At 57.1% G+C, this 11,959-nt stretch carries 15 protein-coding genes; 6 read left to right on the forward strand and 9 right to left on the reverse strand.

Annotation, left to right across the window (positions count from 1 at the left end; all coding sequences use genetic code 11):
• Positions 1-2: 2 nt before the first annotated feature.
• The 9 genes from NHF56_RS12945 to flgF form a co-directional block, all read right to left on the reverse strand.
• Complete coding sequence (locus NHF56_RS12945; protein WP_252805172.1) at positions 3-1,121, reverse strand: flagellar basal body P-ring protein FlgI; 1,119 nt, start codon at positions 1,119-1,121, stop codon at positions 3-5.
• The gene (gene flgA / locus NHF56_RS12950) at positions 1,118-1,600 is read right to left on the reverse strand and encodes a flagellar basal body P-ring formation chaperone FlgA (RefSeq protein ID WP_252805174.1); all 483 of its coding nucleotides are present in this window, start codon (positions 1,598-1,600) and stop codon (positions 1,118-1,120) included. The genes NHF56_RS12945 and flgA overlap by 4 nt, the downstream gene beginning before the upstream one ends.
• Positions 1,601-1,621: 21 nt before the next feature.
• Positions 1,622-2,410, reverse strand: a complete 789-nt coding sequence (gene flgG / locus NHF56_RS12955) for a flagellar basal-body rod protein FlgG (RefSeq protein WP_252805176.1) — start codon at positions 2,408-2,410, stop codon at positions 1,622-1,624.
• 10 nt (positions 2,411-2,420) lie between these two features.
• The gene (locus NHF56_RS12960) at positions 2,421-2,741 is read right to left on the reverse strand and encodes a flagellar hook-basal body complex protein FliE (protein WP_252805178.1); all 321 of its coding nucleotides are present in this window, start codon (positions 2,739-2,741) and stop codon (positions 2,421-2,423) included.
• Between the two features lie 2 nt (positions 2,742-2,743).
• The gene (gene flgC, locus NHF56_RS12965; protein WP_252805906.1) at positions 2,744-3,157 is read right to left on the reverse strand and encodes a flagellar basal body rod protein FlgC; all 414 of its coding nucleotides are present in this window, start codon (positions 3,155-3,157) and stop codon (positions 2,744-2,746) included.
• Between the two features lie 5 nt (positions 3,158-3,162).
• Positions 3,163-3,558: a flagellar basal body rod protein FlgB gene (flgB, locus tag NHF56_RS12970; protein WP_252805180.1), complete on the reverse strand. Its 396-nt coding sequence runs from the start codon at positions 3,556-3,558 to the stop codon at positions 3,163-3,165.
• A 113-nt stretch (positions 3,559-3,671) separates the two neighbouring features.
• The gene (locus NHF56_RS12975; protein WP_252805182.1) at positions 3,672-4,226 is read right to left on the reverse strand and encodes a flagellar protein; all 555 of its coding nucleotides are present in this window, start codon (positions 4,224-4,226) and stop codon (positions 3,672-3,674) included.
• Positions 4,227-4,232: 6 nt separating this feature from the next.
• On the reverse strand, positions 4,233-5,633 hold the full coding sequence (fliI, locus tag NHF56_RS12980; RefSeq protein WP_252805184.1) for a flagellar protein export ATPase FliI: 1,401 nt from the start codon (positions 5,631-5,633) through the stop codon (positions 4,233-4,235).
• A 35-nt stretch (positions 5,634-5,668) separates the two neighbouring features.
• On the reverse strand, positions 5,669-6,409 hold the full coding sequence (flgF, locus tag NHF56_RS12985) for a flagellar basal-body rod protein FlgF (RefSeq protein WP_252805186.1): 741 nt from the start codon (positions 6,407-6,409) through the stop codon (positions 5,669-5,671).
• A gap of 196 nt (positions 6,410-6,605) precedes the next feature.
• Here flgF and motA point away from each other — a divergent pair, with 196 nt between their 5' ends.
• The 6 genes from motA (at position 6,606) to NHF56_RS13015 (ending at position 11,847) form a co-directional block, all read left to right on the forward strand.
• Positions 6,606-7,484, forward strand: a complete 879-nt coding sequence (gene motA / locus NHF56_RS12990; RefSeq protein ID WP_252805188.1) for a flagellar motor stator protein MotA — start codon at positions 6,606-6,608, stop codon at positions 7,482-7,484.
• A complete protein-coding gene (locus NHF56_RS12995; protein WP_252805190.1) occupies positions 7,484-8,470 on the forward strand; it encodes a FliM/FliN family flagellar motor switch protein in 987 nt (328 codons plus the stop codon). Before motA ends, NHF56_RS12995 begins: the two co-directional genes overlap by 1 nt.
• 54 nt (positions 8,471-8,524) lie before the next feature.
• Positions 8,525-9,133, forward strand: coding sequence for a flagellar motor switch protein FliN (fliN, locus tag NHF56_RS13000; RefSeq protein WP_252805192.1), 609 nt, complete (start codon positions 8,525-8,527; stop codon positions 9,131-9,133).
• Between the two features lie 26 nt (positions 9,134-9,159).
• Positions 9,160-10,209: a flagellar motor switch protein FliG gene (gene fliG, locus NHF56_RS13005; RefSeq protein WP_252805194.1), complete on the forward strand. Its 1,050-nt coding sequence runs from the start codon at positions 9,160-9,162 to the stop codon at positions 10,207-10,209.
• Positions 10,210-10,321: 112 nt separating this feature from the next.
• Positions 10,322-11,398 (forward strand): flagellar biosynthesis protein FlhB, encoded by a 1,077-nt coding sequence (gene flhB / locus NHF56_RS13010; RefSeq protein WP_252805196.1) that lies wholly within the window; start codon positions 10,322-10,324, stop codon positions 11,396-11,398.
• An 8-nt stretch (positions 11,399-11,406) separates the two neighbouring features.
• Positions 11,407-11,847 carry a hypothetical protein gene (locus NHF56_RS13015; RefSeq protein ID WP_252805198.1) on the forward strand — a complete coding sequence of 147 codons (441 nt, stop codon included), beginning with the start codon at positions 11,407-11,409 and terminating at the stop codon, positions 11,845-11,847.
• Positions 11,848-11,959 lie beyond the last annotated feature (112 nt).

Here is an 11,959-nt window from a genome sequence, read left to right on the forward strand (position 1 = left end):
CGTCACTGGATCACGAGCTCCGCATTCATGGCGCCGGCAGACTTGATGCCCTGAAGGATCGCGATAATTCCGTCAGGCTTGACACCAATGCTGTTCAGACCCGCAACCAGACCTTTAAGATCGGGGCCGTCGAGGATCGCAACGGTGCCAGACCCGGACTGCGCCTGAATATCGGTTTGCGGCTGGATGGCCGTTACGCCGCGGCTGAACGGTTCTGGCTGGATCACCTGCGGCGATTCCGTGACCTGCACTGTCAGCGTTCCGTAGCTGACCGCGACCTTGGAAATGCGGACATCCTCGCCAATGATGATCGTGCCGGTCTTCTCATTGACGACAACGCGGGCTGGAACATCGGTTTCGACTATCAGGTTTTCGATTTCCGCCATCAGCCGCGTCAGGTCGGCGGCTTTCGGCTTGGCGACCACGATTTCCTGAGAATCGCGCGCTTCGGCAATCGGCCCGCCGTAACGTGCAGATGAATAGGCGTTGATGGCATCCGAGACCCGGATTGACGTCGAAAAATCGGGGTTGCGCAGCTGCAGAACCAGGTTGACCGCATCCTTGAACTGGGACGGCAGAGGCCGCTCGACGATCGCACCGCCGGGTATGCGCCCGCCGGTCGTAACACCTTCGGTTACGGCTGCGGCATCGCCCTGTGCGCTGAAACCGGATACCACGACGGAGCCCTGGGAAACGGCGTAGATCTGGCCGTCAGCGCCTGAAAGCGAGGTCATGACGAGCGTTCCACCCCGCAGGCTGTTGGCGTCTCCGAGAGACGACACCGTCACATCGATACGGCTTCCGGGACTGGCAAAGGGTGGCAGGTTGGCGGTCACCATCACGGCAGCCACATTCTTGGCGGCACTCTGCCCGCCCTGTGTGGAAATGCCCAGGTTTTGCAGCATCGCGCGCATTGACTGGTCGGTGAAGGGGGACGCCCGCAAGCTGTCGCCGGTACCCTGCAGACCGACCACGAGACCATAGCCGATCAGCTGGTTGTCACGACCCGCCTGAAGCGAGGTAATATCCTTGATACGCGCAGCGGCTGAGGCCGACACAATGCCTGACAGCAGCGCCACAACGGTGGCCAGCACAAGAAACAGGTTGCGGCGAAGACTCATTTCGTCAGCACCTTTACAGAGCCATCATCCAGAACGATGCCCGAGATGGTCAGACCGGAATCGGAGTTGCGAACGCGGATCACATCGCCCACGACGGCGTCTTCGAGCGGCAGGCCGAGGGCCGAAATCTGCAAGCCGTTCGTCATGTAGACGATCCGCACCTGCTCGCCGCGGTTTACGACGAAGGGTTCGCGCAAACCGGAAATGTAAACGGCATGTCCCGCCATCAAGGTGCGTTTTGTGACCTTGCCTTCGACCTGCGAAATCGACTGCGCGAAGTCGCCCTTCAGGTTCGGATTGGTCACCTTGACCTCCTCCAGACGCGAGGCGGTCAGAACCTCGCCGGGATAGATCGTGTGGGTCGGCACCACAGCGTACAAATCGCCCTCGGCAAAGGCCGGAACGCCGATCAGGGACAGCGCCAGCGCTGCCCCCGTCCATTTCAACACTGACAATCTTTCGAAAAGCTGGCGCATCATGCCCAACCCTCCTTGTGTTTACTACCTCAGCCCTTTGCTGACGGTACCGGCCATGTCGTCGGCGGCCTGGATGATCTTTGAATTCATTTCATAAGCGCGCTGCGCAGAGATCAGATCGGTGATTTCCTTAACGGCATCCACGTTGGAGGCCTCAAGATAGTTCTGCTGCAAATAACCAAAGCTCGGGTCTGCCGGGGCACCCACAATCGGGTCGCCTGAGGCCGCCGTCTGGCGGAACAGGTTGTCGCCCAACGCCTCAAGGCCGGCATCGTTGACGAAGTTTGCGATGGTCAGCTGGCCGAGTTCGGTCAAATCGGTATCGTTGTTCAGACGGGCAAAAACCTGGCCGGAACGGTTGATCGTCACTTCGACGGCTTCCGAGGGGATATTGATGTTGGGGATGATGCGCGCACCATCGACCGTCACCAGATCACCATCGGCATTGGTGTTGAAGGCACCGGCGCGGGTGTAGAATGTGTTTCCGTCAGCACCTTCCACCTGGAACCAGCCGGAGCCGACAATCGCGACATCAAGCGAGTTGCCGGTGCTTTCCAGAGAGCCTTGGGTGTGCAGGTTACGAATGGCCGATGTCTTTACGCCAAGACCGATATTTGCACCTTCCGGAACGATGTTGGAATTGCCCTGGTTGGCGACACCGCCGGTGCGCTCTGCCTGATACAGCAAGTCGGTGAATTCAGCACGGGCGCGCTTGAAACCGGTGGTGTTGATGTTGGCAATGTTGTTGGCAATGACCTCAAGATTGGTCTGCTGCGCGTTCATGCCGGTTGCGGCGATAGATAGGGCTCTCATTCAGCGTTCCTCAAATCGGCATTTTGGTGATATCGAGATAGGCGGAAACCAGCTTGTCGCGCAGCGCAATTGCCGTCTTGAGCGAACGCTCACCGGCCATGACGGCATCGACAACCTCACGGTTGCTCATGTTTCCCATGATGCCCTGATAGGACGCGTTTTCAGCACCCTTCACATCCTTGACCGTGTTCATAGCCGCTTCCTTCAGCACATCGCCAAAGGTCGGGCCACCGGCCACCTTGTTTTCTTCTGCGGGATTGGTGATTTTGAAATCATCACCCACACTGCGGGTGAAGCCCATAGAGGCAAGACTTGTAACAGCATCAACCATGTTTACGACCTCAGGAGATCAATCGTCGCGGAAATCATGTCGCGCGACTGTTTGATCGATTGCAGGTTGGCTTCATAGGAGCGGTTTGCTTCGCGCATATCCGCCATTTCAACCAGGATGTTCACGTTCGGAAGCTTGACCATGCCCTTGGAATCGGCGGCCGGGCTGCCCGGATCGAACTCGATGTTGAAGGGGGTCTGATCTTCCGTGATTTTTTCGATATTGACCGAGGAAATACCCGTGGCGCGGTCGTAGTGCTCGCCGAAGGTCACAAGCTTGCGCTGATATGGGTCTGCGCCCGGCGTATTGCCCGTTGAACGCACGTTGGCCAGGTTTTCCGATACCACGCGCAAACGTGTCGACTGCGCATCGAGGCCCGAGGCCGAAATCGTCATTGCTGCTACAAGCGGATCAATCATCGTTATTTACCAATCGTCGACATGAGCATGTTGTTGAGGGCTTTCACGAGGCCGGTGTTGAGCTGATATTCCTGCCGGATCTTGCCGGACTTCATCATCTCGTGCGCGATGGCAACGCTGTTTCCCGCAGCGCTTACTGCCAGGCCGCTCTGTTCGCGCACGGCAATGCCATCATGCGAATTGTCGTTGATGTTCATGTGTCGTGCATTCGTCGTCACAAGGCTCACATGGCTTGTCTGCGACGACTGGCTGTTGAGAACATCGTTGAAGGAATTCACATCCTTGGTCTTGAAGTTCGGGGTGTTTACGTTGGCGATATTGTCCGCCACCACACTCTGCCGCACTGTCAGCCATTCTGCTTGCTTTGATGCAAGTGCAATAATGCCAATAGGCTCCATCGCCCACTCCCTCGTCTGTGGGGTCAGACTATGAGGCTAAACTTGCGTGGGACTTGCAATGACACAATGGTAAACGCGGGTGCTTGCCTTCGAATGCAACCGGCTGCCTGGTCTCAGCGGATCACCTCACCATTGCTGGTGATAAGTGCCCAATTTCCATCGCGATTTTCGATCGTCGAAAGACGGCTGTTATCGGGCAGGACATCGCCAACACCAACGATATACATGCCTGTGCTGTCCTGGATGAGCGCCTGACCGGAGGTTGCATGCAGCAGTTTGAAGCTTGCCCCGCCCGGCAGGGGCTGGTTCAATGCTTCCGGCTCGTGCGGTTCGCGTGCCAGAGCACTCGTTTCTTCAGGCACGGTTGCGGTTGTCACCTGGTCAACGCTGTCAGGAGATGCGGTCTTGTCGTCGTTGTCGATGCTGGCGATCGGCGAGACGGAAACGACATTGCGGAAAGGCGCTTCCGGCAAATCACGCACCATATGGCCGCCATTGCCGCGAACCTCGAAATCGCCTCTATTGAAGAACACGTACCAAGGGAAAAACGCAGCAAACGCAGCCATCGCCACGCCGGCGATCGAGAGGATCAGATCGCTTTTCTGTACATCCCGGCCGCGGTTTCGCCGGATTGGCGGCACGGGTTCATCCGCATCGAGATCGGTCATTGTTTCCTATCGCCTCGGCTGGTTTGCGCCGGGAACGGCACCATTGCGCAGAGCTGCAGCCAGATCACCAAATGCATCGGGCGACGGCGGCTGACCAGGCGTCTGCTTCAAAACCTCGTAAATGATCGGCACCTGTTTGATCGCCATATCGACATCCGGATCGGAGCCGGGCCGATAACCGCCGATTAAGCGCAGGTCGCTCGTTTCTTCATACTTGTGGATCAGCGCCTTGAGGCGCGAAACCAATTGTTCCTGCTCGGGGGTCCAGGCTTTCCGCGCCAGACGCGAGATGGAAGCCAAAGGGTTGACCGGCGGATAACGCCCCTCTTCAGCAAGGCTTCTGTCCATCACGATATGACCATCGAGAATACCGCGGGTGGAATCGGCAATGGGATCATTGTGATTATCACCATCCACCAGAATGGAGATGATCGCCGTTATCGATCCGGTTCCCTCTTCGCCTGGACCGGCGCGTTCGAGAAGACGTGGAAGCTCGGTGAAAACGGAGGCCGGGAAGCCGCGCGCAACCGGCGGCTCACCGGAGGCAACGGCCACTTCACGGATTGCCAGAGCAAAGCGCGTCACGCTGTCGACAATCAGGAGAACATTGTCGCCCTGATCGCGGAAATGTTCGGCAATGGTGATTGCTGACAACGGGGCCATTTTGCGCAGCATCGGGCTTTCATCGCTGGTTGCGACCACGGCCACGGTTTTCGCCAGATTGTCGCCGAGCGTATCCTCGATGAATTCGCGCACTTCGCGGCCGCGCTCGCCCACCAGCGCAATCACCACCTTGTCGAAGGAGTCTGCCCGCGCCAGCATGGACAGAAGCGTCGATTTGCCGACGCCGGAACCGGCAAAGATACCGAGACGTTGACCGAGGCAAAGCGGGGAGAATATGTCGATGGCGCGCACGCCGGTCAGAAACCCTTTTTCCACGCGCGCCCGGCGCATGGACGGCGGCGCATTGGCATAGATCGGCCTGCGTTTGTCGCCGTCAATCAAGGGACCCAGCCCGTCAATCGGTTGAGCCAGCGCACTGATTGTGCGTCCACACCAACTGTCATCGGGCGCGAGACGGAAAGCGCCCTTGCGAATGATCGTATCGCCAATACCGATCGGCTCGCCGGGTTCAATGGGGCAAACATAGGCCAGTTCCGGCTCCACCCGAACGACCTCGCCCAAATGGACGCCATTTGCCGCTCTATGCGCCACAAAATCGCCAAGCCGCACCTGCCGGGAAAGTCCCGCCACTGTGTAGTGGCCGGCGGAAATCGTTCTGACATGGCCGCCGGGTGCCACAAGCTGTTCGGACGGCGCAAAACGTCCGACTGTCGCCCCGAGCTTGGCGAATTTGCGTGCTGCTTCGGCATTTGCCGCGATCTCGAATGTTTGCCGTTCCACCATGTCTCAAACGTCTTCCGTCTGGCGTTTATACGGGATCAAGCCCCGCCAAGTGTCTTGATCGCCTGTTCCAGACTGCTTTCACTTTTTCCCAGCAGCGCCTGCATGTTTTCAAAGTAGCGCTGCACCATGATAAGCCGCGTCATCTCCGAAACCGGGTTTACGTTGGATTCCTCGACATAACCTTGCACAATTCCGGCCTCGGTACGGTTGACCACTGCGGAAATGCCTGCCGTTGGAATGACGGCGGAGGAGCCGGCGCGGTAGAAGCCTTGCTGAAAGTCCGAATTGAAAAGGCCGATAGCAGCAATGGGCCTTCCATCTTCCTGCAAAAGACCATCGCGGCTGACAGTCAATTCACCGCCCTGGGTGGAAACGCTGATCGGCGCACCGCCTGAGTCTAAAATCGGATAACCTTCGACCGAAACCAGCTGACCCGTTGCAGTGATCGTGAAGCGCCCGTCGCGGGTCAGTGCCTGGCCGACGGGTGTCTGAATGGAAAACCAGGCGTCGCCGCGGATGGCAAAATCGAGCGGGTTGCCGGTGCGCGTCAAACCACCGTTCTTGGTGGAGAGGTACTCGGCACCCTCGGTCACGAAGGCGACGTCGCCATCACCCTTGACGCTCGTGTCGCCCGCCTTGCTCAGCGCCTCGTCGAATTTCACTTCTGTGGACCTGAAGCCCACCGTATTGGTGTTTGCAACGTTGTCGGCAATCGTCGTCAGGCGCTTTTCGAGCGCGATCTGCGACGACAGAGCAACGTAAATTCCGGTTTCCATTCCGCCTAACCCCAGCTTGCGCCGGTGTCCGCCACCGGCAAAGCTCCCGCCTCATGCGGTTCGCTGGCGAATTTCGGGCATGTTGCTTGTGCGAAGCTGTCGGTCAACCACCAGCCCCTGTCAGCCTCACGCAAGGCTGACCACGTATTTCGGACAGAGAAATTCTGGACTGACTCGTGTATCGGTAAAAGCGCTCATGAACATCATCATCGGACTGGTTATCACGTTTGGCTGTGTCATCGGCGGCTATATGGCGGCAGGCGGCCATATGGATATTCTGTGGCAGCCTTACGAATTCCTGATCATTCTGGGTGCTGCGCTTGGTGGCTTCATCATTTCCAATCCGATGAAGGTGATCAAGGATACCGGCAAGGCGCTTGGCGAGGCCTTTGGAAACAAGGTTCCCAAGGAGCGCCATTATCTCGATATGCTGGGTGCGCTCTATTCGCTTATGCGCGACCTGCGCACAAAATCGCGCAACGAGATCGAAGCCCATATCGACAATCCGGCCGAATCCTCGATCTTCCAGGCTGCTCCGACCGTGCTGGCCAATGCGGAATTGACCGCATTCATCTGCGATTATGTCCGCCTCATCATCATTGGCAATGCACGCTCTCACGAAATCGAAGCGCTGATGGACGAGGAAATCGATACGATCGTGCACGACAAGATGAAGCCGCATGATGCATTGAACGCTGTCGGCGATGGTCTGCCGGCGATCGGTATCGTTGCCGCTGTTCTTGGTATTATCCACACGATGGGTGCCATCAATGAAGGTCCGGACGTTCTCGGCCACCTGATCGCAGCCGCGCTTGTCGGTACCTTCCTTGGTATTCTTGTGTCTTACTGCGTGATTCAGCCGCTGTCGGCCGCCGTGAAGGTTGTGCGGTCAAAACAGAACCGTCTTTACGCAATCGTAAAACAAACCCTGCTAGCTTACATGAACGGTTCCGTGCCGCAGGTGGCATTGGAATATGGTCGCAAGACCATCTCTTCCAAGGAACGTCCATCGATTGATGCTGTCGAGCAGGAGATGATGAATCCTGGTGGCGGCGGTGATGCGAGTGCTGCATAATGGCCAAGAAAGCAAAAGCGAAGAGTGACGAAAACGAAAGCGTGAGCGCAGCAGCACCGGCTGGTGAAGCGCCACGCATCGACCCTCTTCTGCTTGCGCGCATCCGTGGCGATCTCGGCGACCGGCAGACGATCACCAAGATTTACGAAGATATCGCGCATGCCTTCATCGAATTCCTGCCTGAGGTTTTCCAGACCGATACGCCGTTTGAATTCGAGATTGGCTATGAAGGGGTCGAAACCGGGTTCCTTGACGATTTGATTGCCGATCTTGGCGACACCTATGCGCTCTGCGACGCCTCCCTGCGCGGCTGGTGCGCTGACTATACGCTGGCCTGTTCGAACACGTTCGTGATGATCCTGGTGGAATCGCTTCTCGGCGCCGCCACCGATGAAATCATCGAGCCTGAACCGAGACCGCTTTCGAAAATCGAGCTCGAACTCGCCAAGATGGTGTTCGAGCGCATTTCGGGCGTCATGCGTTCAGTCCTGTCATTGAACGGAAATGTCGAGCCTGTGCTAAGCGCGCCGTACAATGCCGGCAACCGCCCGCCCCGTCCGGAAGGTTATCTCGATCCGCATGCGGCGGTACTCAACATGAAATTCAAGATCGGCGATATCCATCCGGCATTCGCCATCGTCGTGCCGCAGCGCACATTGCTGAAGACGAAAGTTGTCTCTGCCAAGACCGGCGGCGGGCGTACGAAGAAGGAATGGACCGATCAGTTGAAGGCGCAGGTCGAACGGTCGAACATCGGCATCGAAGCGCGCATCAAACTGCAGGAGCTTACGCTCAACACGCTTAGCCGGTTGCAGGCTGGCGATATCATCCCTTTCAACGACCGCAAGGATGTTCGTGTGAATGTACGAGCCAACGGCAAGGATCTCTATGTCGGAGAGCTCGGGCGTACCGGCGCGAAATACACGGTTCGGGTGAAGGACACATTCGGAACTGAAGAAGAGTTGCTCTCCCATTTGATGGGGTGAGCGCCCTCAAACGGGAAAACGCTTCGCACAAGCTTTAGCTGGAATAAGTTTCTCATGGCGAAAGAAAAACCAGAAGACGATATCCTCTCCGCGTTCGAGGCGGATGCACCTGCAGACGGCGGCGATCTGGGTCTTGACGACCAGATCGACGACCTGCGCGGCGTGCTGCAGAACGATGCTGAAGGCACCGTTCCCGATCTCGATTCGATGGTGGGCGGCGATCTATCCGATTTTGGCGGCGATTTCGGTGGCGATGCTGCCGGCGGCGATTTCGGATCGGACCTTGGAGGCGATTTCGGAAGCGGTGATTTTGGTGGCGGCAACTTCGGCGGCAACAGCGATTTCGGTGGCGACAGCTTCGGCAGTACCAGCCTCAATGATATTGCCCCGCCCGGTAGTGCGTTGCATGCCAATTACGATCTCATCATGGATATCCCGATCGATGTCCAGATCGTTCTCGGCACCAGTCACATGAATGTCGCCACGCTGATGAACCTCAGCGAAGGCGCAACGATCGCGCTTGACCGCAAGATCGGCGAGCCGGTGGAAATCCTGGTCAACGGCCGTCTGATCGGCCGTGGTGAAATTGCAGTCCTTGACGAGGACAATACACGATTTGGCGTCAAGCTCATCGAGATCATGAAGATCCAGAACAAGAGCTGACATATAGCTGATGGAGACACGAATCCATGATGGATTTTGAAGACTTCGACGACCCCAATGAACAACGCCCGCTCAGCCAGGCTGAAAAGGCGGCGGCAGTGCTGCTGGCCATGGGAAAGGGCGTGGCTGGCAAGCTGCTCAAGTTCTTCACGCAGCGGGAACTGCAAATCATCATCAAGGCGGCGCAGGAGCTGCGCCCCATTCCTCCACATGAGCTGGAAGCACTGGTCAACGAGTTCGAGGACCTGTTCACCGAAGGCACCGGCCTCATGGACAATGCCAAAGCCATGGAAGGTATTCTGGAGGCAGGGCTCACCCAGGAAGAGGTGGACAATCTGCTCGGCCGCGCCATCAACTTCCAGAGCCTCGAAACATCTATCTGGGACAGCCTGCAGGATGTCGATCCGGGCTTGCTGGCCAGAGCGTTGGAACAGGAACATCCGCAGACCGTTGCCTATATCCTGTCCATGATGCCGTCTTCGGCCGGCGCAAAGGTGCTGATGCAGCTTTCCGAAGCCCGCCGCGCCGACATCGTCAATCGTACCGTGAATCTCAAACAGGTCAGTCCGAAGGCTGCGGAGATCATTGAAAACCGCGTGCTCGAACTTCTGACCGAGATCAATGCGGAAAAGAACTCCACAGGCTCGACCAAGGTCGCGGATATCCTCAACGAACTGGAAAAGGAGCAGGTCGAACAGCTTCTCGGCTCGCTGGAATCGCTCAGCAAGAAATCTGCCGAAAAGGTTCGTCCGCGCATCTTCCTCTTCGAGGATCTTCTCACCATGCCGCAGCGCAGCCGTGTCATGCTGTTCAACGATATCTCCTCGGATGTCATCACCATGGCGCTGCGCGGATCGCCGGCCGATATTCGCGAAGCGGTTCTGTCCTCGATCGGCGCACGCCAGCGCCGCATGGTCGAATCCGATCTTTCAACGGGTACCGCGGGCATCAATCCGCGGGAGATCAATGTTGCACGCCGCACCGTTGCCCAGGAAGCCATTCGTCTTGCCAATAACGGCACGATCGAGCTGAAAGAAAGCGGTGGACCTGCCGAAAGTTCCGGCGAGGCCGCTTGATTTGAGCGGCCAAGCCGCTCAATCTCGTCAATCATGGTTTGAAGTGTCGTTCCAACAGGCCCAGATTCTCGCTTGTGGGTCTGGATGTGGCAGATTGGCCGGAGCATAGGCGTTGGCTGACGAAGAAAAAGACAGCAAAACAGAAGACCCGACCGGCAAACGCCTCAATGAGGCAGCCGATAAGGGCAACGTGCCTTTTTCGAAGGAAATAACGACCTTTGCTTCAACGGTGGCGATCTATGTCTTCGTGGTTTTCTTCGCTGCAAGCGGTGCGGGCACGCTCGCTGTCAGTCTGCGGGATGTGTTCGAGCTGGCCGACCAGTGGGACATCAACACGGGATCGGATGTGGTTTCGATCCTCTACAGGCTGGCGTGGAACTCGAGCGCTGTGCTCGTTCCATCGCTTACACTTCTGATCGCCTTTGGCGTCGGAGCATCGATCCTGCAAAATCTGCCGCGTCCTGTTTTGGAGCGCATTCGCCCGCAGGCCTCCAGATTGTCTTTGATGAAGGGCTTTCAGCGGCTCTTCTCAATGCAGACCGTGGTCGAATTCGGCAAATCCTTCGTCAAGATCCTCGTTGTTTCGGCGGCGATGTACCTGACCTTGAAGGACGAGTTTCTCGGTTCGCTGGAGCTGATGTTTTCCGATCCGCGGCGCATCTTCGACACGATGCTCAACGATCTGCGCTCCATCCTGATTATCGTTATACTCGCGACCGCGGTCATTGCGATTGCCGACTATTTCTGGACCAAGCACAAGTGGTTTGAAGACCTGAAAATGTCCAAGCAAGAGGTCAAGGACGAAAACAAACAGATGATGGGCGACCCAGCGGTCAAGGCCAAGCAGAAATCATTCGCCAGAACATTGCTGCGCCGTCAGATGATGAAAAACGTTCCCCGTGCCACCCTGGTCGTGACAAACCCCACCCATTATGCCGTTGCGTTGCGCTATGCCCGCGATGAAGACGATGCGCCCATTGTTGTTGCCAAGGGCCAGAACCTGATTGCGCTGAAAATTCGCGAGATCGCCGAAGATAACAATATTCCGATTTTTGAAGATCCACCGCTTGCCCGCTCCATGTTTGCGCAAGTCTCGGTCGATAGTGTTATCCCACCGGTGTTTTACAAGGCCGTTGCCGAGCTCATTCATCGGGTTTATGCCAACCAAAAGAAGACCATCAGGGCCTAGTTCAAGCGATGAAGAAAAATCCTTTTTCCGAGCAACGTGAGCGTATTCTTGCCGATGCCCTGTGCCCGGTCGTGTCTGAACTGCGTCTGATCGATGCGGCTGACCTGATCGCGCTTTTGCGCTTCGAGCGACACGGGAGCCTGGCCGATCTGGTCTCGTCCGCTGCCGAACTTTACTTTCACCCCGGCACCGTTCGTTTCGGCATCGGTGGGGATTACAGGCTGGATTGGGATCAGGAGCCGGAGGTCAGTCTTGACCTTGAAATTCGGCCGCGTGGTGTGACCGTTTATGCAAAGCTGACGCTCGGAAAAAGCCTTGCCGGCATTGAAATCAACCACATCGCATTTCAAAATCCGTCGGAAAACCCTGAGGAAAACACGCGGTTCCTCACAGCCTCCCTGGCAGAGTCGCGCTTCCAATACACCCCACCTACCGCTCTTGCGAGCTAATGCATGTCGCGCTTAATCGCCCTCGATTAAGCGACAACGTACATGCAGCAAAACAAGGACAAAGCAGGATCGCATTTGAATCAGATAAAATGCGATCCGCTTTAGAGCGTCG

The sequence above is a fragment of the Rhizobium sp. L1K21 genome (assembly GCF_024055895.1).
Lineage (GTDB): Bacteria > Pseudomonadota > Alphaproteobacteria > Rhizobiales > Rhizobiaceae > Ensifer_A.